Here is a 23,350-nt window from a genome sequence, read left to right on the forward strand (position 1 = left end):
TGTAATTTTAAGAAGTTAAACGCTTTATTATTAGGTGAAAAGCCTGCATGTCTATGGGTTAATTTTAATAACAGGAGAGGTCAAAGAATACAATTTGATACTCTGGGAACGTTCCCAAGATATTGGGAACGTTCCCATAATGGTTTTTTTACGAAAACGATGTAAATAGTAAGTGAATGTTATAAGTTTGATAAAAATATCGACAAATTATTACCAAATAAATTTAAAAAATGAAAACTATAGAGTATCAATATAATGCCAAAGATATTAGTCAGGGTATAGTACATATTGGGGTTGGCAACTTTCACAGAGCACATGAGGCATTTTATACAAATGAATTATTGGCCCATAAGGACCAAAGCGAATGGGGAATATGCGGTGTGAGCTTATTGATTGCTGATAAGAAAAATGTAGAAAACTTAAAGTCACAGGATTTTGACTATACTGTAACTGTATGTGGCCGAAATGGGCAAGACGAAGTTTATAAAATTGGTGCAATTCAGGAAATTATTGCAGGTTATGAAAATCCAAAAGCTGTAATTGATAAGATTGCCGAAAGTAACATAAAGATTATCTCACTGACAATTACTGAAGGCGGATATAATTTGGATAAGGAAACAGGGAATTTCAGGCTTGAGGATGAAAAAATCAAACATGATATTCAGAATCCAAAATCACCTGCTACAGTTTTCGGGTTTATAGCCGAAGGTTTACGTGCCCGCAAGCAAATGGGAAATGGCGGTATCACTATTCTTTCGTGCGACAACCTGCAACATAACGGAGATACGGCAAGAAAAGCATTTACAGCATTTATAGAAGCACAAGATGCCGAACTGGCTATTTGGGTAGCAGAACATGTTACGTTTCCTAATAGTATGGTAGATCGAATTACGCCCGCTACAACACCGGACGATATAATACGCCTGAACAAGAATAGCGGGATCGATGACAAAGCGCCTGTGTATTGCGAAGACTTTATTCAGTGGGTTATTGAGGATAATTTTATTGCAGGAAGACCAGCATGGGAAAGAGTAGGAGTTGAGTTTGTAAAAGATGTTGCTGTTTTCGAAAACATGAAGCTAAGTCTTCTAAATGCATCGCACACACTTTTGTCTTATCCTGCATTTTTAGCCGGTTACCGTAAAGTTGATGTTGCGATGCACGATCCGCTTTTTGTTAATCTGCTAAAAGATTTTATGAATATCGATATTACACCTTATGTTCCTGCACCAAAAGGGATAGATCTCGAACGATATAAAAAGACACTTCTGGAGCGTTTTGCCAATCATGCAGTAAGCGATCAGCTGAGCAGATTGTGTTATGATGGTATTTCGAAATTTCCCGTTTACATTATGCCTAATCTTGGCAAGATGATAAAAGACGATAAGGATCTCTCAAGAATGGCTTTTCTTATCGCTTCTTACAGGCATTATTTAAAATACAAAACAGATAGTAACGGATTACAATATGATATAGCGGAACCTTGGCTGGATACAGTCGACAGTGAACTTATAGAAAGCAATGATCCTCTGGGTTTTCTAAAGTTAGCCCCTTTTAAAAGTTGTGATCTTAGCAGTTCAGAGCAATTCACAACAGCTTATATTCATTTTGTTACCGCTATAAAACAAGACGGAATAGTGGCCGTGTTAACAACAATAGTAGCGTAACGGTCATTCTGTTAATACAACAAATATGAAACTAAAATCTCAAAATCGAATATTGCCGTATGTGGTAGTTACTTTTATTTACTTTATTGTGGGATTTCTTACCACTGTAAACGAGCAGCTTCAGGCACCTCTTAAATTTACATTTTTATCTGAGGCTGGAGCTTATAAAAATACGCTGACCACCTTGATTTCTTTTTTCTTTTTTCTGGGATATCTTATAAATGGTACATTAGGAAGTAAGTGGGTCAACAGGTTTGGATACAAGAAAACCATAATTCGCGGTATTTTCTTTATCATATCCGGATTGGTAATGTATTTGTTTGCCGTAGAGATAGGGTATAAGTTCCCTGATTTTCATTTTGCGGCAGGCGGAGCAATTATTCCGTACGGATATATTATTTTCTTATTGGGTTCTTACCTAATGGGAACCTCTGCTGCGATAATACAAGTTGTAGTAAATCCGTATGTGGCTTCTTATGATTTACCCGGTACACAGCCCGTTCAGCGTTTGAGTATTACAACAGGTATTAATTCTATAGGAACTACTTCAGCGCCCTTTTTTGTGACGCTGGTAATGTTCAGGGGAATTTCTATTGATAATATCGAAATCAAACAGCTAATCACACCGCTTTTACTGCTGATACTCTGTATTGCTGCAGTCGCACTTTTGGTACGAAAACTTGATATTCCTGATATCGCACATACCCGTGCCAAAGTAGGAGAAAAACTCGAAAAGAGTATTTGGTCTTTTAGGCATTTTGCATTGGGAGTATTGGCCATTTTCTTTTATGTAGGTACAGAAGTAGCTATTGGTGCCAATATTAATTTGTATGCATTCGAATTGGAAGAACTCGGAAATCCCGTTTCTTTTTTCGGAAAGACAGACATTATTATTGGCGGGATGGATCTTGGAATACACGCTTTGCTTTCTACGCTTTATTGGGGTGGTTTTCTGGTTGGGCGCGTGATATCCAGTTTTCTTAGCAAGGTTTCAGCACGTCAGCAATTAATTACTACCACCATTATAGCGGCGATTTTTGCTGTAATTGCCATGGTTTTTCAAAATATCTGGTTTTTGGTTGCGATAGGTTTACTGCATTCATCTATGTGGAGCTGTATTTATTCGCTTTCTATAAAAGGTTTAAAACAATATACCTCGAAGGCTTCGGGAGTTTTTATCTCAGCAGTATTTGGTGGGGCAGTTTTTACCCTGCTTCAAGGTGCAATGGCAGACCTTTTTGGTTCATGGCGCTGGACATGGTGTCTTACCCTGGTGTGCGAATTACTGATATTGTTATACGCTTTAGTTGGATCACAGCCCAGAGAAAAAGATATTATATAAACAATTAAAACCGTCGCATGTACTTAATTTTAAGTTCCGGCGGGACGCGATATAATAATGCATTGCAATGTGTTATTCTAAAGTATAAAGAATACAAAAATGACAAATTCAAATAAAATCAAAGTAGCCTGTTTTGGCGAAGTGTTATGGGACCTTTTTCCGGGGAAAGAGAAAAGTGCCGGAGGAGCACCTTTTAACGTTGCTTACAATCTTTTTAAAATGGGGATTGATTCCCGAATGATCAGTAGTGTAGGAGATGATGATCCGGGGAGGGAAATTATAAAAAAAATAGACAGTTGGAACATGCCGGTTAAGAGCATACAACTGAACAAGAATTATTCAACCAGTACTGTCGTTGCCACATTTGATGAGCACAAGGAAGCACATTATGATATTGTGACCAATGTAGCCTGGGATTTTATTGAAGCAACACCTCAGGATATAGAGCTGATTAGAAATGAAGATGCTCTTGTTTTTGGCTCACTTGCAACAAGAAGTCCGCAATCTAAAAACACACTTTTTACCTTGCTTGAAAACAGTACGTTTAATGTTTTTGACATAAACCTAAGGAAGCCACATTATGATTTAAGTGTCATTAAAGACCTTTTGCATAAATCTCACCTTGCCAAATTCAATAAAGCGGAATTATTGCTGCTAAGAGAATTTTTAGGAAAGAAATACGATTCAGAAGAAGATATTGTCAGCTATTTGCAAGATACTTTCAAATTGCCCGAAGTTATAGTATCAAAAGGAAGTAAAGGCGCACTTTATGCCAGCGATGGTAATTTTTACCTGTATCCGGCTGTAGATATCGTAGTGGCCGATACCGTAGGAAGCGGAGATGCCTTTTTAGCAGGTTTCTTATCTAAAAGACTTGAAAAAGCAGCCTCAATAGACGATATAATGAAACAGGCAGTAAGCTTAGGCGCCTATATAACATCAAAAGAAGGAGCATGTCCTGAATATGAAATATCAGATTTTAAACTTTTCACAAAGACACAAAATAGTCATTCACGAGAAGAGGAACTTAATGACGCTATTGTAAATCATTAAATTATTGAGATAAAGTAAAGGCAGCTGATGTATTAATTGGCTGCTTTTACTGCATTTAGCCAACACAATTATTTTGGCAAAAAAACGACTGGCTAATTTAGGCAGGTTATTAGTTTTAAACTGGAGTTTTCAGTATTTTTGCACTTCTAAAAAATCCTCATGAATTCCCCTGTAAAAGCCATCAATCCTATTTATAATCTGCAATTTGGATTAGTCTGTTTAAGTTCCTTACTTTTTTCTGCCAGTTTTAATATGCTGATTCCTGAACTTCCGGAATACCTGAGCAATATGGGCGGAGCAGAATACAAAGGATTAATCATTGCACTTTTTACATTAACAGCAGGAATCTCAAGACCTTTTAGCGGCAGGCTGACTGATACATTGGGTAGAGTACCTGTTATGGCAGTTGGTTCTATTGTTTGTTTTGTCTGCGGTATTTTATATCCCGTTTTAGGAACAGTTTCCGGGTTTTTATTTCTAAGGTTAATTCACGGATTTTCTACCGGATTCAAACCTACGGCAACTGCAGCTTATGTTGCAGATATTGTTCCAAGAGAGCGCTGGGGCGAAGCTTTAGGTTTACACGGATTGTGTTTTTCGATAGGTATGGCTCTTGGACCCGCTATTGGGAGTTCGATTAAATTGTATTCTTCTATGAACATGCTTTTTTATGCTTCTTCTGTTTTTGCACTTCTTTCTATTGTTATTTTAATGAACATGAAAGAAACCCTGAAACACAAGCAGCGTTTTAGCCTTCGTATTTTAAAAATTTCAAGAAAAGATATTATTGCCCTCGAAGTACTTCCGGCAGCTATCGTGACTTTTCTTTCTTATATGGCTTATGGTGTGATCCTAACGTTAATTCCTGACTGGAGCCAGCATTTAGGGATTGCCAACAAAGGCTTATTTTTTATGGTCTTCACGATCACTTCAGTTATGATTCGTTTTGGCGCCGGAAAAGCTTCTGATAAGTACGGTCGTCTTAATTTGATAGGTATTGGACTTTTCTTATTGATTATATCACTGGTAATTGTTGGATTTTCGACATCAATTACCGGATTTTTGGCAGGAGCCGCACTCTATGGCGTTTCTACCGGAATTGTCTCTCCGGCTTTAAATGCCTGGACTGTCGATATGAGTTTTGCTGAACACCGTGGCAAAGCCATGGCCACAATGTATATTGCCCTGGAAGCAGGGATAGGCCTTGGGGCACTTTTTGCCGGATGGGTGTATCAGGATGTGATTGCAAAAATTCCAATGCTGATGTATGGCAGTGCAGCAATGGTTTTCTTAGCCCTGGGATATGTTTGGTTTCAGTTTAAACAAAACAGCAAAACCTCTAAAGTCATTTGATTTTAGAGGTTTTGTTTTAGAGATTCTCTTTTTATTTTTTTGCCAAAAGAAACTCATTACTTGATTCAACTTTAGCATATAAGCCGTCAAGAGCATTTAATCCGGCTAAGTAAGCAGTGTTTATTTGTTTTGCAGAAACTGTTTCGCCATTTAATTCACGATCTCTCGTAGCAACGGCATCACTAATTAAGATGTTCTTAAAACCATTATCCATAGAGGCTCTCACTGTAGCATCGATACAAACATCTGTCATCATACCTGCAAAAACTAAATTGGTAATTTTATTTTCCTGCAGATACTCTAATAATTTAGTATCTCTAAAACTATTAGGATAGTTTTTTGTAATTACCTTTTCATCGGCAAGCGGGGAAACTATTTTATTAATTTCGGCACCCTTTGTGGCCGGTAGAAAAAAGGTAGCGCCTTCTTGTAGCGCGATGTGCTGTATGTGTATTACAGGCATTTTGTTTGCTCTGAAATATGATAATAACTCTTTTGCTTTAAGTGCCGCTTTTTCAGCATCTACAAGTTCCATAGTTCCACCAGGGAAATAATCATTTTGGATATCAATGATAATTAATGCCGTTTTTTCTGTTTTTGTGTTTTCCATTTCTTTTGTGTTTTGCGTATTATTTTGTTGAGGTAAATCGTTTTTTTTATTGCAGGCTATTGTAGTAGCGATTAGCAATAGTATTGCAGCTGTTTTTTTCATTTTGTTATTTGTTTTTAAGTTTTAAAATTTGATTAAGGGTGCGTATCTATGGTATTTATAAGATTAAATTCTTCCAACTTGTGAACAAGTATAAGACAAGTATGAATTTGCTTCGTCTTTCATTATTAGGTTATTAATTGTATTAATTTGTTAGTGTAATTAATTTCGCAAACTAAATAGACACATTGAAATTGGTGCAAATTGGTGTAATTCGTGTTCGAAATTGAGTTATTATATTGGCATCAAAACGTGGTTGTAATTTTTATCATTTTTTATTATTTGTCATCTCTCATTTTTTTTTCAAAGGTATTGTGAAGCAAAAAATATCGACGTTGAACTAGTTCACCAAATGCTTTGAAGAGGAGATTTTAGAATAATTTATTAAAAAGTATCATTTTTTATAATAGAGTCCGGCGTAATAACCCGTATTTTTTTCTAAATTAGATTACTGAGAAGAAAACGATTGTTTACTATATTATACGATATATAAAATGAGAAACTATAGAAGTAAATTTATTTCAGTTATCAAATGACAGAGCATAATCTATTTTACGAAAATATAAAGAAGCATGTAGCTTTTTCTGAAAGTGAGTTTGCAAAACTTAGCTCGTTTTATCATATTGAAGAAATACAAAAGAACCAAATGATACTTTCTGAAGGAGAAATTTGTAATTTTGAAGGATATATATTAGAGGGTTGTTTTAAGATTTTTTATCAGGAAGACAATATAAAAGAGCATATCTTATATTTTGCGGTCGAAGATTGGTGGGTTTTGGATATTGGCAGTTTTGTGTCAGGAACACCTTCAAAACTAAATATTCAGGCTTTAGAAGATTCAAAGGTTATCATGATTAGTAAAGAGCAAAAAGAAAGATTATATCAGGAAATACCAAAAACCGAAAGACTTTTTCGACTCATGAATCAAAAAGCCCTCGAGTCAATTCAATTGCGTATGATTAGTATGCTCAATAAAACTGCCGATAAACGTTATGTAGAATTTAAAAATAAATATCCAACACTTGAACAAAGAATTCCTCAGCATCAAATTGCAGCTTATCTGGGTATTTCGCATGAATTTTTAAGCAAGATCAGAAGAAAGTTACTGTAAAAAAATCTGTGGAGAGTAAAAAAATTACCGCAGAGAACGTAAAGTCTTTTTTTAGTTTGAGCTTTTTTAAAACAATTATGGTTGAAAAAATTCGGCAAAGTCGCAAAGAAAATGGATGTAAACTTGGCGGCTTTGCGCGAAATCCATTCGGCAAAAGAATTATATATTTTTCTTTAACTTAATGATATTAGCTGAAGCTTCGGGATTGCGAACTTTTTTATACTTTTATAACCCTTCTTAGACAAAAATCTTTGGGAGCTTTGCGGTAAAAAATAATTAGGCTATTTTTATTTAGCGTTAATCCCTATAAATCCCTCTGCAGCAAGTCATTTATAGAAACCCCAATCATTCATTTTGTCTTTATGGTATTGGAGAAGCCATTTTTCCATTTTTTGAAGCAGCTGAACTTCTTTTGGTTTACCCATAGGATCTTCCAGCCCATTTATTGTCCTGCTGATATTAAATTTTTTGTCTTCGAAAACGCAGGTAAATTTGGGAAATTCATTATGCGAAACAATCCAGCTGTCGCGTAGCGTTTTTTTAATTTGAAATTTTTTCATTTTAGAAAATAGGAATCATTATCGCTTTTTATCCATGCTATAAACTGCAATTATACAGCTTTATTATATTCAATTCTTATTTTAAAGTAAAGATAACGCGAAATAATCTTTGAATATACCTGCTGAAACTATTGCACAATACGTTTGCTAAGGGCTATTTTAATTCCAAGTGCGATATATACCAATCCGGAAACGCGACTCATCCAAAGACTTATTTTTGGATTTTGTAACACCTTTTTTGTAAAGAAAGAGGCGCTAAATGTAATAAGAACACACCACACAAGATCAATAAGTATGTAAATAATGCCCAATGAAAGAAAAGGGTTAATAATCCCCTTATAATTTGGATCTATGAATTGTGGAAAAAAAGCTAAGAAGAATAAGGCAACTTTAGGATTAAAAACATTGGTAACGACGCCAGAAACATAAATTTTGAGCATCGAGTCCTTTTTATCTGCTTCTAGTTTTGTAACGCCTCCTTTTTTAGATAATAAACTCATGATTCCAAGATAAATTAAATAGGCTGCACCCAAATATTTTACAATAGAGAATGCAAGTGCTGATTCTGCCAAAATGATAGACAGTCCTAAAACAGCGAGCGTAATATGAAATAATACACCAGACAATATTCCTAAAGAAGAATAAATGCCAGCTTTCCATCCCTGAGATATAGTTCTGTTCAGAATATAGATTGTGTCTACTCCCGGTGTAAGTGCAAATATGATAACGGCCAGTATAAATGTTTCCAAGTGAATAATTCCCATAATATTGTATTATTAGTGTGTCATTTTTATTAAAACTTTCCTTTTTAAAGCTTGATGCTTAGAAAATTTTGTGCGATACGAAGTTATAAAAGGAAAAGTAAAACCAAACATAATATTTCACTATTTAAATTGAAGAATATCTTTTTAAATGGGAATCTTAAAACCATTTAACCCAAACAAATGTATAAACAGATAATCGATATAAAATATTGATTATATATCTTTTAAGGTAATTTTTTAGACTTTTAAACTCGAATAATTTCTATAAAACGCCCACAAATTTTCCTGATTTTAACAATATTTTAGAAAATAGATCTTTAAATATATTTGATGTCTGTTACAGTATTATAAGAGATTTTGTGAAGTAATTAATATGGTTTTAGAAAAATTCTTACACAACAAATCAAAAAAGACAAAAAGTTAACTTTCTTATTATTAATTAATTAAAATTAATGAATCGATTTCGTTAACATTTTTTTTATAAAAAAAACAATTAAAATTTTGGCACTAAGATTTTTAATTTACCTTTGTTCTACCAAATTAGTAGAATTTAAAAATAAGTTAAATACCAAAGATTAAAGATTATCAAATAAAAAATGTTGTTTTTGAGCAAGGAACCATTTAGTCATTCGCGATAGGTTGCCTACAGTCAAAATTCTTAAATCCCTAATTTATACAAATTTTTAATAAAAAGGAACTCTGGTTTTTAGGGTTAAATTTTCTATTGGTCAATGTAACGAATAGTAATCTAAAATAAATTAAAAATGAAAAAACGAATGCATAGCTGATAAAAAAAATACCATTTCTGTTGCAGCAGAAATGGTGAAGCTTAAAGAAATTGTTCATCTCTATAAGGAAAACGAAAGTGGAGTAAATCTTTTTTCGGGTCGCCTTATTTATTAAACCAAAACGAAAGTAATGAAAAGAAAATTAAACAGACATATATGGTTATGTATTTTATTGATTTCCATAGGAATTAAAGCTCAGGAGACCAAGCCATTAATTCAGTCCAGACTTGAAGGAACAGTAATCGACGCTGTTACAAAAGAACCAATTATTGGTGCTTCGATAAACATTAAAGGGACTACACACGGGGCTGTAACAGATTTTGACGGGAAGTTTTACTTTCAAACCGGGCAAAAACTTCCTTATACATTAATAGTAAGTTACCTGGGATATAAAAAAGCTGAAATTGTAGCCAATTCAAATCCCGTTACCGTTTCTCTTACTGAGGAACAAAATGCTTTGTCTGAAGTTGTAGTTACTGCACTTGGTATTACAAAAGAAAAGAAATCTTTAGGATATACTACTCAGGCGCTTAAAGGAAAAGAGTTGTCAGAAACAAAAGAAACGAATTTTTTAAATGGTCTTAGCGGTAAATTAGCCGGAGTACGTATTACTAATTCGCAAGGAGATATGGGATCTTCACGTATCATTATTCGTGGAGAAACTTCTATATCCGGAAACAACCAGCCGTTATTTGTGGTAGATGGAGTTCCGGTAGACAACTCACAATTGAGCTCTGTTGGTGGAGCTGCTGCTTCTCGTGATTTTAGAAATGCAATTGCCGATTTGAATCCTCAGGATATCGAAACATTAACAGTATTAAAAGGACCTAATGCGGCTGCTCTTTACGGTTCGCGTGCAGCGCATGGTGTTGTTCTTATTACTACAAAATCAGGAAGAGGTCAACAAGGATTAGGCATAAGCTTTAGTTCAGGTATTACCGTTTCTCAAGTTGCTACTTTACCAAGATTTCAAAATTCTTTTGGACAGGGATCAAACGGAAAGTTTAGTTACGTAGATGGTAAAGGTGGAGGAATTAATGATGGTGTTGATGAAAGCTGGGGACCTAAAATGGACGGACGCCTTATTCCTCAGTTCAATTCTAACGGGGTAGCAGTTCCTTTTGTGGCGCATCCTGATAATGTGAAAAACTTTTTTAATACTGGTCTTACTTATGACAACAGTATTTCGATAGCAAAATCAGATGAAAAATCAGATTTCCGTTTAGGAGTAAACAATCAAAAACAATTAGGAACAGTACCTAATAGTGAAATAAACAAAACAAACTTTACGGTTAACACGAATTACCAAATATCCAAAAGTATAAAGGTAGGGGTAACAGCGAACTATATTGTTACAACTGCTCCAACTTTACCGGGTGGACCAACAGGTAACCGTGCTGCAGGTGTAATGTTACAGTTTCTTTGGTTCGGACGTCAGGTAGATACAGATGCACTTAGAGACAATAGAGATGTTAACTGGAACAATAGCTATTATAGCAATCCGTATTGGAATGCTTATTACAATACTACAAGCCAACAACGTAATCGTTTTATAGGAGATATCCATTTAGAAGCAAAACTTGCAGACGGACTTCTTTTTAAATTCCGTACCGGAGTTGACTATTATAACGATCGTAGAAAATACGAGATTAAATATGGTACAAACGGAACTCCTTTTGGATCTTATGCTGAAGATGCTTACACAGTAGACGAAAGAAATACAGAGGGTATTTTTACGTATACGAAAAAAGTAAATGACGATTTTACTATAGATGCCCTTGCCGGATTCAACGAACGTAACCACAGTGATGCCAACAATTATCAAAAGGCGCCACGTCTTGCTGTACCTGATTTGTACACATTAACCAATTCACGTGATCCGTTGACTTCATCAAATTATTTCTCAGAATTAAAAGTATATAGTGTATATGCTTCTGCCCAGGTAGGTTATAAAAACTATGCGTTTTTGAATGTAACCGGACGTAATGACTGGTCATCGACATTGCCAAGTAACAACCGTTCTTATTTTTATCCTTCTGTTAGTGGTAGTTTAGTATTGTCTGATGCATTGAATTTAAAAAGCAATACACTTGACTTCTTAAAACTGCGTGGTGGCTGGTCTGAAGTAGGTAACGATGCAGATCCGTATCAATTGGCTACAGTTTACGATTTTCAAACTGCATTTGACGGAAATCCAATTCAAACTTCTTCTAAAAAGAAACTTAATGAGAACCTGAAACCAGAGACAACACGTTCTACTGAGGTAGGTCTTGAATCTTCTTTCTGGAAAAACAGATTGCATCTTGATGTTGCTTATTATAACACAAATAGTTTCGACCAGATTCTGGAGATAAAAACAACTAATGCGAGTGGTTATAATTCACAATTAATCAATGCCGGTAAAATAAACAACCATGGTATAGAAATTCAATTGGACGGAAGCCCTATTCAAACGCGTGATTTTAAATGGAATGTGGGTGTAAATTATTCAAGAAATATTAGTAAAGTAGATGTTCTTGACTATGAAAAACAGATTCAAAATTACACAATTGCTTCCTCAGGTGGTGTTGATGTATTGGCATCTGTAGGACAAGCTTACGGTGCACTTTATGGTACAGCTTATTTGCGCGACACAAATGGAAATATAGTAGTAGGGGCAAACGGTTTACCGCAAGCTGATCCAACAAAGAAAGTATTAGGACATTATACTCCGGACTTTTTAGGTGGTATTACAAATACATTGACATACAAGAATCTTGAACTTTCATTTCTTGTGGATGCCCGTGTAGGTGGAGAACTTTTTTCAGGAACGAACAGAACAGGTACTTATACTGGTGTATTAGATCAAACGATGCCAGGTCGTGATGCTGCAAATGGAGGATTAAATTATTATGTAACAGGTACTACGAAAACTTTATTGAATGGTGGTACTGCTCCAAACGGAGCTGTAGTATATGATGATGGTATGATCTTTAATGGTGTACACGCTGACGGAACGCCAAACAATCAGGTAATTAGCGCACAGGAATATTACAAAGCGTCATACAATATTAGTGAAGCTTATATCTACAGTTCAACTTTTGTAAAACTAAGAGAAGTAAAACTAGCGTATAATTTCAATAAAACATTTGCTAAGAGACTAGGTTTTCAGGCAGCTAGTATCACTGCTGTAGGTCGTAACTTGTTTTTTATCTACAAAGACGTACCAAATATAGATCCTGAATCAGCTTTTAATACAGGAAACGGGCAAGGATTGGAAAGTTTGGCATTGCCAAGTACCAGAAGTTTTAGCCTTAATGTTAATCTTAAATTTTAAAAACACGAAATCATGCTAAAAAAACTAGCTTATATAACGCTGTTTGCAGTATCACTGGTCTCTTGCAGCGACAGTCTGGATGAAATTAATAAAAATCCAAATGCAACCGAAACGCCTTTAGCACCTTATTTGTTAACAGGATCATTAAAACAAGGAGCTGATATCTATTGGGGATCAGATAATAACTTTAATTCATCTTTGTTATTTGTTCAGCACTGGGCTAAAATTCAATATACTGAACCGGACAGATATGATGTATCTAATACTTCATTCACTACTTTATGGAATACAGGATATGCAACTTTAATCACGGATTTGAACACGATTTTGAAATTTTCAGATCAGCAGGCAAATTCAAATTATAAAGGGATTGCATTAACTCTTCGTTCATGGACTTTCTTATTATTAACAGATGCTTACGGAAGCATTCCTTATAAAGAAGCAGGTCTAAAAGTAACGCCGGCATATAATACTCAAAAAGAAGTATATATCGGATTATTGGAAGATTTAAAACAAGCTCAGTCTTTGTTGAGTGCAACAAATGGTACCGTTACAGGTGATTTAGCTTATAAAGGCGACATCTCAAAATGGAAAAAACTTGTAAACTCGCTTCGTTTGCGTATTGCTTTGAGAATTTCTGATAAAGAACCTGCTTTAGCAAAACAAGCTGCAATTGATGCAACAACTGATGCTGCAGGAGTATTGAGCAGCAACAGCGATACCTTTAAGTTTACTTACATCAGTTCGCCTCAGCAAAATCCAGCTTCGGCCTGGTTTGAAACTCGTGATGATTTCCGTATTTCAAAAACTTTGGTTGATAAGCTAAACGAGTTAGCTGATCCGCGTTTGCCAGTTTATGCTCAATTACCAACGGATGCAACGGTAGGTAAATATCTAGGTGGTGCTAATGGATTATCAAACAGTGATGCCAACAGTCAGGGTTTTGCTAAAACATCAAAACCGGGAACATACTTTTTGACTTCCACATCGCCAGCTGTAATTGTTTCTTATTCAGAAACGTTATTCAATCTTTCTGAAGCAGTAGCTCGTGGTTTTATTGCCGGAGATGCTGAGCAGCTTTACAAAAGTGCAATTACGGCATCATTCAATCAATTTGGGATTACAGATGCGACAGCTATTACGAAATATCTTAATCAGACATCTGTGAAGTATGATGCAACCAATTATGCCAAATCTATAGGTACACAAAAATGGATCGCATTTTTTGGACAAGGTCTGGATGCTTTTGTAGAGTGGAGAAGACTTGATTATCCTGTATTGACTGCCGGTCCGTCTACTGTCTTGAATGGACAGATTCCTTCTCGTTTCTTTTACCCGGGTACAGAACAATCGTTGAACGGAACTAGTTACCGTGCCGCAGTATCTGAACAAGGAAAAGACTTGCTTACGACAAAACTATGGTTTGATGTAAAATAAATCAGACTCCTAAAAGGATACTTATCTTTATAAAACAAAAAAGCTAAATCGAAAGATTTAGCTTTTTTTATTTCTATAAGTGTAGGTTTGTTTTGATCAATTCAAGCTGCCGGGTTAATCATATGTGGTTCCTCGGAGAATGTTATGAAGTGTATAAAAACGAATGCTATGACGAATAAATCTCCAGGAATGGCTCAAAAAAACATATAAGTTTTTCATTTTCAGAAGGGGAGAAATCGCGCTAGCTATTGCACATAGAAAATAACCAATCTTTGCCGAGCCTCTAGTACGCTTTCTATCCCGAAGCTTCGGGACTTTGCCGAATGATCTGGAAAAAGGTGCAAAGCCGCCACGTTTACATTCATTTTCTTTGCGACTCTACGACTTCGCGCGAAATCTTTTAGCTATAATTGTCCTTAAAAAAAGCTTAACTTAATTCGAAAAGGCTAAAATGCCTGCACAAAGCTGATTGTTAAACGGGTCCCATTTTCTTTTACATAATTCATATTATTAGATTGCCATTGAGAAATAACGCTATAATAATCCTTGTTAAATAAATTCTCTATACCAAAACGAACAGTACTTTTTTCTCTAAATGTATAGCTGGAAGAAAGGTTGAAAGCCGTGAAAGATTTGATAGGTCCTGTACCATAAGTATAAGCACCATTGATAGGTTCAAATCGATCTCTACCAGAAGTATTGATCATTTGCAAAAATATTGACCAAGCCTCAAGAGGTCTAAAAACGGTATAAGCTACTATTTTAGGCGGATTGATACGATCACCTCCTAAGTATACTTTTTTATCAACAACTTCACGTTTTCCTTCTGTAAAAGAATAATTAGCTCCAATATCAATTTTTGGATGAAGACGATATTTTGCCGACACTTCAAAGCCATAAATTTTTTCGGGAGATCTTGAAATTTGTGGATTACCATCAACATATACATAAGAAGCGCCTAATTTTGAAGTGCTGTAATAAACGGCACCTTCATAAGAAAGTTTATCGAAAGATCCTGAAAAACCAAATTCATAATTATTTGCCGTAACCGCTTTTATCGAAGTATTACTTACTGTGTTTTCTTTTGCAGCACGCAGAACCAAACCTAAATCAGCAACACTGAAACTCTGTGAAAAACTGACAAAAGGTTTAAATAAATTCCATTTTGTATAACGTAATCCGGCATTAAACATTAGTGCATTAAAATCTAATGCTCCGCCATTAACAGCAATTCCGCCACCCACATAAGTTCCGTTTACATAATTGCGAATACCAATAGTGGTATAATCAGGCACATCGATGTTGACATTTTCAAGCCTTAAACCCGTTTTTAAAACTAAATTTGGACCAAACATATTTTTAAGCTGAAAATACGGTGCCAAATTGTTCATTTTCATTTCAGGAATTACTGATCTTCCATCAGTAAGATGCGTATCTGTTATATCAGAAAGAATATCCAATCCGTAAATCAGATCGCCGGATAACAAAGGACTGAATTCGTAAGGAGTACTAAAATTCAAACGAAAACCCAGCTTTTTGCTTTGTGTAGCAGGCTGCCCATTATTTTCAAAAAAGTCACTATAATTAATTAAAGTAAGATAATCTTGAAAATACAGCGTAGCATTCACATCCGTATTTCCAATGAAATTCTTTCCTATATAACTTAAACTTGCGTTATGATTATAAGGAGTTCCTTCCGGCTCTCCTGGGCGCTGTCCTCTTATACCGATAGTTGGCGAATCAAAATTGCCATAAACTCCAGCCTTAGCAATGTAATCCGTATGTTGCGTGCTTTCGAAATAATTATACATTAATTCTAACCGATTATTTTGATTTATGTCATAGCCAATTTTAGCAAAAGCATTCCAGTTTCGAAGATCATTCATTCCGTATTCCGGAGAAAGTACACGGCCTTTTGCATCACGATAAAGTCCCGTCTCTTCATAACGTCCACTCACAACATAATCGATCTTGTTTATTTTACCGCTCAATAATTGAGATACAAAAAAACCAGCCGTTCCTTTAGGTTTAATGAGAGAAAATGCTGTCCCGGCTTCTGTTGATCCGCTAATTGCCTTGTCCTGATTTGCTCGTTTAGTGATGTAATTGATAAGACCACCATCGGCACCATTTCCGTAAATAGCAGTTGCACCCTTGATAACCTCTACACGATCTAAGACAGTAGGATCAAGAGAGCGCATGTCTTTAGCCCCATCTCTCAAAGGCGTAGATTGCGGGATACCATCAATCATAACTAATACACGGCGACCGCGTAAAGTCTGACCCAAATTTTGAGTTCTGTTCGTGCTAAAACCCAAACCAGGAACTGATGCACCTAAGATATCACTAAGGTTAGAGCTAATACTTAATTGTTGCTGTAGTTGTTTTTTTGATACTATAGTGACAGAAGAAGGAACTTCATTTAAGCTTTCTGCCTGCCTTGATGCAGAGACCACAATTTCCTGCAATTCATTATCTGCTGATGATTTATCAGGCAAGATACTGTCCTGAATTTTAGTGTTTTTGTTTTTTTCTTTATTCGTATTTGTTTTGGTAATTTGTTGTGCAGAAAGTGAACTTATTGAGAAGAACACCAATAGTAGGATAGAAAATTTTAACATCGCTTATTTAGACTTAATTAAGATAAATACAAATATATTAAATGTAATAAAAATAACAAGGGTAATATTGCAGTGTTTTTTATTATCGGAGATTTTATTGACACGAAATATATTGATATTCAATACAACTAAAGAATATGAAGCATAATATGAGCAGGTTAAAATTACGGATATCTATAAGGTCAAATACAAATTAGAAACAGGGAAAGTTGTCTGATTTAGAAGTTCTTATATAAATTTTCGATATAAGTACTTATTTTTCAGAGTTGTACTGTTAATTTTACTATATTTACCACCAATAAATAATTATTAAGATGCAAGAAGGTACAGTAAAATTCTTCAATGAAGAAAAAGGTTTTGGATTTATAACACCAAAGAATGGTGGAAGTGAAATTTTCGTTCATGTTTCAGGTTTATCAGAAAATATTCGTGAGAATGACGAAGTACGTTATGACATCGCAGAAGGTAAAAAAGGACCAAATGCAGTAAACGTTGTAGTAGCTTAATCTACTAAGAAAAAGCACAAAAGAACACCTGCCAATGGCAGGTGTTTTTTTGTGCCAAAAAATTACTTAATTATTGGTTGGCCTTTTTGTACGGTTTTACAATATAAGCTAGTTAAGTCTTTCAGTGCTTGTTATTCTTAAACAATGCTCAGCTCCAAGATAGAGCGGATCTCCATGTTTCTCAGACCAAAAACCTTCCAGGACATCTTTAGTAATACAGCGGTAAACGGCAACTCCTTTATAAGTTTTAGTATCATCTCCCTTATAGCTAAAATTGATTACCAAAATATTGTCTTTAAAAAAACCGTGTCCCTTTTGTTGCTGAGTATTATTAATAATCCATTGCGCAATAATTCGGTTGTTTTCATCCAGAGATAAATTCAAAATACCTTTGTAAGTTGTTTCCGGATTCTCATCCTGATTACTTCCGGTGATAGAATAACTTCCAGTTAGATCTTGTATTGTCATTTGTTAGTCTTTATATAATATTTTAATAGGGCAGAAGTGTGTGAAGTAAATCTTTAATTTAATAAAATAGAGGGAATTATTGATCACGGAAAGTAAATTTTACTTTCGATTTATTGCATCAGCTATTTTTCCGATACTAAATAATAAGAAGGTTCCTGAAAATAAACCAATAATAAGGTAAAGAAAATAGTTTTCAGTAGGATAATTTAAATTTTTCATCAAATACAGAACCCCTAAGCACACAAAGAACATTCCTATAAAAAACATGAGATACTTTACCAGAAAGTCTTTTTTGGGTAAAAAATATTCTTTTTCAGGATTTTCAGGATTGTAATATATTGGTGTCACTTCTCCAATTTTGCATAAAGAATTGCTTTTACCTTTTACAGTATAAGTTTTAATGCCATTTTGATCTTTATGAGAAAAAGTAAAAACGGGAATTGTCAAAGAAGGTGAATCACCAGTCGACTTTTCAGTAGAAAAGTAAATCATTTTAGCTTCTTCAAGCAGTCCGTTTCTTTTAAGTCTTGACTGAATTCTATGTGTCAAAAAAGAAAAGATAATCGCTATCGTTCCCATTAAAATCATAAAGATATTCCAGAAATAGGCTTCCATAATTCGTTGTATATTTAATTACTGTAATGCTCTTTGTTATTTTTTATAAACTTAACTCTCACGTTTTTAATTGTTTTTTAATTTGTGATGTATAAAAACGATATCGAGGTCAGGCTAAAATACGATAAAATAGATTTCTTCAACAAAAATTTCATTTCACTAAACAGATATTTTTTATTTTTCATTATTAATGAGCTTTAATTTATATCCGCACATTAGATATTCTGCAACAAACTGTGGAAATAACATGGAATCAGTACCGTGATGCCTAAAAAAAACACACCAATAATAAGTCTTCATCCCAATAAAAAATTGACTTATGTACTTACAGTTTGTACTTTTGCCTTTATGAATGATAATTTTATAAATGAATATTTCGGCATAGGAATCCAAAATGGTAAGACGCCTGAAAATTTAGGAGTTTTGTGGCGAACAGCTCAGAATTTAGGAGCTACTTTTATATTTACTATTGGCAATCGATATGCCAAACAAGCCTGCGACACTCATGATGCAGTAAAAGCAATACCATATTTTCATTATGATACTTTCGAAGCTTTTTTTGATAACTTACCAAAAGGAGCGCGATTAGTTGGTGTTGAATTAGATGAGCAAGCTTCAGATTTAGAAACCTTTGAACATCCGCGACGTTGTGTCTATTTATTAGGAGCAGAAGACCATGGTTTGTCCAGAAAAGTAATGGATAAATGCCATAATTTAATAAAATTCAAATCAGAGAAAAGCTTAAACGTTGCAGTGGCAGGAAGTATTATTATGTACGACAGAAACTTACCCAAACCACGTTCTTAAAGTTAAAGAAGTTAATTACTTGACTGTCATGTCCTGATCTTATAATGACAAAACCCTGTAAAACCAAAAGGTTCACAGGGCTTAATTTGTATTCTAACTAAAAACTAATTCATGCTTTAATACACTCGTTGAATTATAAGAGTATGTATTATTTAACTCTAAAACTTACTTTTCTAACTAGTTTTCTAGCAGCGTCTGAGTCTTTGTCTACAGAAGTGTCTTCGCCAGCTGCAATAACATTTAACCTTGAAGGATTAATGTTTGCTTTTACCAACACATTTTTCACACTATTCGCTCTTGCAGTTGATAATTTATCGTTGTATGCAGATTTACCTATTTCATCAGCGTGACCAATAATATCAACTGACGCCGAAGGATTGTTTCTTAGATAATTTAAGATAAAGTCGATCCCTTCTGTCGAAACATTTGTTGGAGTAGATTTACTAAAATCAAAATAAGTACACACGTAACCACCATTAATTAGGTTTTTAATCAATTCATTGTTACTTAAAACAGGTGATTTATCAGTAGTACTTCCGTAAGTTTTTAATAAATAATTTTCTAATTCATCAGGAACGTTATTGTTATTTAAGTCAATTGATTTTCCTTTTGTGTTCACCATAACACCCGAAATAGTATTTGGTTCTTCATCTAAATAATCAGGAACACCATCTTTATCAGTATCTAACATTGAAGTTTCAATATCAGTAATTCTTTTTTTCAAGTCATCGATTTCTCCTCCGTTATCAATAACCCAGTCAGCATGTTTTTCGTTCTTACCTAAGTAAACAGTTAAACCTACCGTTCCATTAAAAAGAATTCCTGAGAAACCTCTTGTATTAGCTGCGCTGGCAGCATCGAAAGCCTGATTTTGATTAGTATTCAGAATAGTTGTGAAATCTCCCGTCAAAACGATTCTGTTAGATAATTTAATTTGTCCCGTTACACCAGCCATAAAATTACCCATTCTGTCTTTTATTGACGAATTTTGATCTTCCAGTTGCGCTAAACCAAAACCGGCATGACCTAATAAACCGATAGTATTGGTCCAGGTTTCAAAATTCATAATCCTTGCTAAGTTAGCCACAGCCTGAATGTCTGCTCTGTAATATTTAGTATCAAAATCTATAGAATTATTTTTTCCGGTAAAGCTATTGTAACCAAAGTCAGCTTTTAAACCAAACTTATTGTTAAACATGTACCTAACTCCCAAATCAAGAACATAAGGACTTGGTGTTGATGTAAAATAACCGGAAGACATTGGTCTTTGTGGTTTGTTAACTCCTCCCGCAAATTCAATAGAAAATTTGTTAAAATCAGTTTTTGAACTTTTTTCAGTTTTGTTTTGAGCACTTAACGTTGTTATTGCACTGGCAAAAGCGAAAGTAAGTATTAAATTTTTCATTTTTATTATTGTTTAAATTTTTGCGCAAAACTAGAAGGCAATTTTTGATAAAAAAAATGAGCAGTAAAAAATTAGGGCAATTTACGCTGTAATTATTGTTTTAAAGTTGTCTTTTAAGAGGCTAATAAAAGAGATTTTTTATGTGATTTTTAATTTATGTAGTTGATTTTTAATTAGTTGTTTGTTTGTTCTTAAAACCATTGCTTTTTGCAATAAATTAAATTTCTATTATAAAAAGAAAGTTTTTTGTATTTATGGGTAATTGATACCACTGTAAACAAACTAATTTTCTTGAAAGAATTAAAAAAAATCTATCACTTGTATAACTAATAATTGGTCGTGTAAAAACGAAAAAGTTTTGATGAGATAAATATTGGTTATGTAATGTCCAACTAATTTTATTTCCGGATTTTTCTGATTCATTTTTTAGATTGTTTCCATCATTTAGGGAATTTCTTTTTTTTTTAGAACACAGTTAGAAAGAGATAAAATGCTCATTGTAGAAAAAATTCTACATGAGGCTGAGCATTATTCTATAAAGCTTTGATTTTAATGGCAGTACTTTTGTTTTCAGAATCAGAAAGAGCTTTATGTTTTACAAATAGCGAATAATTTTTGTACTCTACATGTTATTATTATTTCTGAATTTCTAATTTTTAGAATTTTCTTTTGTTGTTGCAGGCGGCTTTTGTTTGTGATTTTAAACTTTACACAAAACAGTTAAATTAAGCCGCCTGACCAATAAAATATTGTTTAAGAATTTAAAAGTCTTGGCAGAATAATACAATAGAAAGTGAAATGATTAGTATTGGGATTATCATTAAGTTGAATTTAGTTAAAGTAATAAGTGCTATAAAGTTTTCCCTTTTTTAATACATCCAAAGATTTTGTTTTCTAAGTATAAAGGTGTGCTTAATCCTTTTTTTTAACCTGATTAAATTTTAAAAATGAAGTTCATTGTAAATTATACTACAGAGATGATGAAAAAGAAAGTACTTATATATGGAAATCAAAAATGCTTTTCGAAATACTTAAAATCTAAATTTCAGGATGTATTGGTTTTTGATGTATGTAAAAATTTTAGAGATCTTAAAGAAGAATTAGATACTTATTCAGTGATAGTGTTAGTAATCTATGCAGAAGAAGATTTATTTGATTTTTTTAAGATATACAGAAGTGAAATTCCTCTGGTAGTCTGTTCTTTCAATAAAAGAGTATTAGATTTTTTGATGGATTTAGAAAATTTATTTTTATTGGATACTTCAAAAATCAGATCAGAAATATTGAACCAACTGGGTTTTTATTTTAATGAAAGAATACTCGATGTTCAAATACCATTTGCTTCTGATAATTAAAAGCTTTTATTATTGATCGTTTACACATCGTGACTGTTATTGCAGGTATTTTAATCTTCATTTTTTACAAAACAACAAATCTTCTAAAACTTCAATGGAATATGGAGCAAAACACGAGGCAAAAATTTATTTGTTTTATTTATTAAATGTAATAATTTGAAAAAATGGATAGGTACAAGACGTTTTAAATTCTTGATTATACACTTCTATTTGTTTTTGCTCAAATTGATTTCCTTAAATTTTCTAAAGACTTACTTAATAATGTTATGCTTTTACAATCTTATTTCTAAAAATTAAAAGATTGTAAAGCACAATACCATTTCTTTTTTTTGAAGCTATTTTCATTATCGCACTTTTTTCAACTATTAAAACAAATGTTTTTCAGCTGACTTGTTTTGTAGAAAAAGTTCTACATAACATGGTTTTTTATTCTACATATTTATGATTTTAAGGATGTTAGATTTGCTGACTGATTAATTGTAGCAGCAAAAATATTTTTTTTACAGATCCCAAATCTAAAAAAACTTAACTAACCGTGTTCTGAAAAAATGAGGATTGATCTTTTTCTAAGTTTTTCCATTGGATTTAATTCTTATTAAAATTATTATTTTTTTAAAACTTTTTTTATGAAAAATTATTACTTATTATTCCTTTTAACGGGATTTGGTTTTTTGGGTCATGCACAGGTAGGTATTGGAACTCAATTGCCTAATGCATCAAGCCAGCTTGATGTTGTGGCTTCGAATAAAGGTATACTTATACCAAGAGTTGCATTAACAAGTACAATAGATAAAGTAACTATTGTTGAGGGAAATGTAAATAGTCTTCTAGTTTTTAATACACAAACAATTAAAGATATTACACCAGGATATTATTACTGGTATGTCGATAAGTGGTACCGTATAGGGACTGCTGGAACGGAAACTATAACAACGTTAGTAGATAATAATAATGGAACTGTTACTTATACAAATGAGAGTGGCACATCAGTAATAATTAATCTGGCTGCAGGTTTGCGAGGACTTCAAGGCATTCCGGGAATTGACGGAAAATCAATTACCGGAGGTACCGGAGCACCCGGCGCAACTACCCCAGGAAAAGACGGAGACACTTATGTAGATAATAGTACAGGAGATGTTTATGTAAAACAAGGCGATACCTGGGTAACAACAGGAAATATCAAAGGAGCAAAAGGAGATGATGGAAAAGATGGAGTTGATGGAAAATCAATTACCGGAGGTGCCGGAGCACCCGGCGGAACTACCCCAGGAAAAGACGGAGACACTTATGTAGATAATAGTACAGGAGATGTTTATGTGAAACAGGGAGATACCTGGGTAACTACAGGAAATATCAAAGGAGCAAAAGGAGATGATGGAAAAGATGGTGCTGATGGAAAATCAATTACCGGAGGTACCGGAGCACCCGGCGCAACAACTCCAGGAAAAGATGGAGATACTTATGTAGATAATA

Annotated in this window: 17 protein-coding genes and 1 pseudogene; 11 read left to right on the forward strand and 7 right to left on the reverse strand. The window is 33.9% G+C overall.

The annotated features are described in order from the left end of the window. Positions 1-230: 230 nt before the first annotated feature. The 4 genes from NJT12_RS02060 (at position 231) to NJT12_RS02075 (ending at position 5,415) form a co-directional block, all read left to right on the forward strand. Positions 231-1,667 carry a mannitol dehydrogenase family protein gene (locus NJT12_RS02060; RefSeq protein WP_271334272.1) on the forward strand — a complete coding sequence of 479 codons (1,437 nt, stop codon included), beginning with the start codon at positions 231-233 and terminating at the stop codon, positions 1,665-1,667. A 25-nt stretch (positions 1,668-1,692) separates the two neighbouring features. Continuing rightward, entirely contained in the window at positions 1,693-3,009 is a 1,317-nt protein-coding gene (locus tag NJT12_RS02065; protein WP_271334273.1) for an MFS transporter, read from the forward strand. 99 nt (positions 3,010-3,108) lie between these two features. Beyond that, positions 3,109-4,062 carry a carbohydrate kinase family protein gene (locus NJT12_RS02070; RefSeq protein ID WP_271334274.1) on the forward strand — a complete coding sequence of 318 codons (954 nt, stop codon included), beginning with the start codon at positions 3,109-3,111 and terminating at the stop codon, positions 4,060-4,062. Between the two features lie 159 nt (positions 4,063-4,221). After that, entirely contained in the window at positions 4,222-5,415 is a 1,194-nt protein-coding gene (locus NJT12_RS02075) for an MFS transporter (RefSeq protein WP_271334275.1), read from the forward strand. A 31-nt stretch (positions 5,416-5,446) separates the two neighbouring features. Here NJT12_RS02075 and NJT12_RS02080 read toward each other — a convergent pair whose 3' ends face one another. After that, the gene (locus NJT12_RS02080) at positions 5,447-6,127 is read right to left on the reverse strand and encodes a cysteine hydrolase family protein (protein ID WP_271334276.1); all 681 of its coding nucleotides are present in this window, start codon (positions 6,125-6,127) and stop codon (positions 5,447-5,449) included. Positions 6,128-6,656: 529 nt separating this feature from the next. Here NJT12_RS02080 and NJT12_RS02085 point away from each other — a divergent pair. Next, positions 6,657-7,235, forward strand: a complete 579-nt coding sequence (locus NJT12_RS02085) for a Crp/Fnr family transcriptional regulator (protein ID WP_271334277.1) — start codon at positions 6,657-6,659, stop codon at positions 7,233-7,235. Between the two features lie 326 nt (positions 7,236-7,561). Here the strand turns inward: NJT12_RS02085 and NJT12_RS02090 are convergent, their stop codons facing one another. Beyond that, positions 7,562-7,795 (reverse strand): hypothetical protein, encoded by a 234-nt coding sequence (locus NJT12_RS02090; RefSeq protein ID WP_271334278.1) that lies wholly within the window; start codon positions 7,793-7,795, stop codon positions 7,562-7,564. A 128-nt stretch (positions 7,796-7,923) separates the two neighbouring features. Then, positions 7,924-8,559: a LysE family translocator gene (locus NJT12_RS02095; protein ID WP_271334279.1), complete on the reverse strand. Its 636-nt coding sequence runs from the start codon at positions 8,557-8,559 to the stop codon at positions 7,924-7,926. 918 nt (positions 8,560-9,477) lie between these two features. Here NJT12_RS02095 and NJT12_RS02100 point away from each other — a divergent pair. Together NJT12_RS02100 and NJT12_RS02105 are read left to right on the forward strand one after the other, a co-directional pair. Continuing rightward, positions 9,478-12,663: a SusC/RagA family TonB-linked outer membrane protein gene (locus NJT12_RS02100; protein WP_271334280.1), complete on the forward strand. Its 3,186-nt coding sequence runs from the start codon at positions 9,478-9,480 to the stop codon at positions 12,661-12,663. Between the two features lie 12 nt (positions 12,664-12,675). Next, a complete protein-coding gene (locus NJT12_RS02105) occupies positions 12,676-14,100 on the forward strand; it encodes a SusD/RagB family nutrient-binding outer membrane lipoprotein (protein WP_271334281.1) in 1,425 nt (474 codons plus the stop codon). Between the two features lie 446 nt (positions 14,101-14,546). On the opposite strand, the gene NJT12_RS02110 is transcribed toward NJT12_RS02105, so the two are convergent. Further along, entirely contained in the window at positions 14,547-16,721 is a 2,175-nt protein-coding gene (locus NJT12_RS02110) for a TonB-dependent receptor (protein WP_271334282.1), read from the reverse strand. A gap of 314 nt (positions 16,722-17,035) precedes the next feature. Between NJT12_RS02110 and NJT12_RS02115 the strand changes: the two genes are divergently transcribed. Beyond that, on the forward strand, positions 17,036-17,227 hold the full coding sequence (locus NJT12_RS02115) for a cold-shock protein (protein ID WP_072958530.1): 192 nt from the start codon (positions 17,036-17,038) through the stop codon (positions 17,225-17,227). Positions 17,228-17,335: 108 nt separating this feature from the next. Here NJT12_RS02115 and NJT12_RS02120 read toward each other — a convergent pair whose 3' ends face one another. Together NJT12_RS02120 and NJT12_RS02125 are read right to left on the reverse strand one after the other, a co-directional pair. After that, on the reverse strand, positions 17,336-17,695 hold the full coding sequence (locus tag NJT12_RS02120) for a hypothetical protein (protein WP_271334283.1): 360 nt from the start codon (positions 17,693-17,695) through the stop codon (positions 17,336-17,338). A 99-nt stretch (positions 17,696-17,794) separates the two neighbouring features. Further along, positions 17,795-18,310, reverse strand: coding sequence for a DUF3592 domain-containing protein (locus NJT12_RS02125; protein ID WP_271334285.1), 516 nt, complete (start codon positions 18,308-18,310; stop codon positions 17,795-17,797). A gap of 348 nt (positions 18,311-18,658) precedes the next feature. On the opposite strand from NJT12_RS02125, the gene NJT12_RS02130 reads away from it, so the two are divergent. Further along, a complete protein-coding gene (locus NJT12_RS02130; RefSeq protein WP_271334289.1) occupies positions 18,659-19,117 on the forward strand; it encodes an RNA methyltransferase in 459 nt (152 codons plus the stop codon). Positions 19,118-19,265: 148 nt separating this feature from the next. Here the strand turns inward: NJT12_RS02130 and NJT12_RS02135 are convergent, their stop codons facing one another. Further along, positions 19,266-20,522 carry an OmpA family protein gene (locus NJT12_RS02135; RefSeq protein WP_271334286.1) on the reverse strand — a complete coding sequence of 419 codons (1,257 nt, stop codon included), beginning with the start codon at positions 20,520-20,522 and terminating at the stop codon, positions 19,266-19,268. Positions 20,523-21,469: 947 nt separating this feature from the next. On the opposite strand from NJT12_RS02135, the gene NJT12_RS02140 reads away from it, so the two are divergent. Together NJT12_RS02140 and NJT12_RS02145 are read left to right on the forward strand one after the other, a co-directional pair. Next, positions 21,470-21,877 carry a hypothetical protein gene (locus tag NJT12_RS02140; RefSeq protein WP_271334287.1) on the forward strand — a complete coding sequence of 136 codons (408 nt, stop codon included), beginning with the start codon at positions 21,470-21,472 and terminating at the stop codon, positions 21,875-21,877. 626 nt (positions 21,878-22,503) lie between these two features. Further along, positions 22,504-23,350 (forward strand): annotated as a pseudogene (locus NJT12_RS02145) (hypothetical protein); the annotation flags it as partial.

The organism is Flavobacterium azizsancarii (genome assembly GCF_027980145.1).
In the GTDB taxonomy this organism is placed as follows: domain Bacteria; phylum Bacteroidota; class Bacteroidia; order Flavobacteriales; family Flavobacteriaceae; genus Flavobacterium; species Flavobacterium azizsancarii.

Coding starts and splice junctions, on each gene's coding strand:
- NJT12_RS02060 (WP_271334272.1), top strand. CDS start 231: ATGAAAACTATAGAGTATCAATATAATGCCAAAGATATTAGTCAGGGT.
- NJT12_RS02065 (WP_271334273.1), top strand. CDS start 1,693: ATGAAACTAAAATCTCAAAATCGAATATTGCCGTATGTGGTAGTTACT.
- NJT12_RS02070 (WP_271334274.1), top strand. CDS start 3,109: ATGACAAATTCAAATAAAATCAAAGTAGCCTGTTTTGGCGAAGTGTTA.
- NJT12_RS02075 (WP_271334275.1), top strand. CDS start 4,222: ATGAATTCCCCTGTAAAAGCCATCAATCCTATTTATAATCTGCAATTT.
- NJT12_RS02080 (WP_271334276.1), bottom strand. CDS start 6,127: ATGAAAAAAACAGCTGCAATACTATTGCTAATCGCTACTACAATAGCC.
- NJT12_RS02085 (WP_271334277.1), top strand. CDS start 6,657: ATGACAGAGCATAATCTATTTTACGAAAATATAAAGAAGCATGTAGCT.
- NJT12_RS02090 (WP_271334278.1), bottom strand. CDS start 7,795: ATGAAAAAATTTCAAATTAAAAAAACGCTACGCGACAGCTGGATTGTT.
- NJT12_RS02095 (WP_271334279.1), bottom strand. CDS start 8,559: ATGGGAATTATTCACTTGGAAACATTTATACTGGCCGTTATCATATTT.
- NJT12_RS02100 (WP_271334280.1), top strand. CDS start 9,478: ATGAAAAGAAAATTAAACAGACATATATGGTTATGTATTTTATTGATT.
- NJT12_RS02105 (WP_271334281.1), top strand. CDS start 12,676: ATGCTAAAAAAACTAGCTTATATAACGCTGTTTGCAGTATCACTGGTC.
- NJT12_RS02110 (WP_271334282.1), bottom strand. CDS start 16,721: ATGTTAAAATTTTCTATCCTACTATTGGTGTTCTTCTCAATAAGTTCA.
- NJT12_RS02115 (WP_072958530.1), top strand. CDS start 17,036: ATGCAAGAAGGTACAGTAAAATTCTTCAATGAAGAAAAAGGTTTTGGA.
- NJT12_RS02120 (WP_271334283.1), bottom strand. CDS start 17,695: ATGACAATACAAGATCTAACTGGAAGTTATTCTATCACCGGAAGTAAT.
- NJT12_RS02125 (WP_271334285.1), bottom strand. CDS start 18,310: ATGGAAGCCTATTTCTGGAATATCTTTATGATTTTAATGGGAACGATA.
- NJT12_RS02130 (WP_271334289.1), top strand. CDS start 18,659: ATGAATGATAATTTTATAAATGAATATTTCGGCATAGGAATCCAAAAT.
- NJT12_RS02135 (WP_271334286.1), bottom strand. CDS start 20,522: ATGAAAAATTTAATACTTACTTTCGCTTTTGCCAGTGCAATAACAACG.
- NJT12_RS02140 (WP_271334287.1), top strand. CDS start 21,470: ATGAAGTTCATTGTAAATTATACTACAGAGATGATGAAAAAGAAAGTA.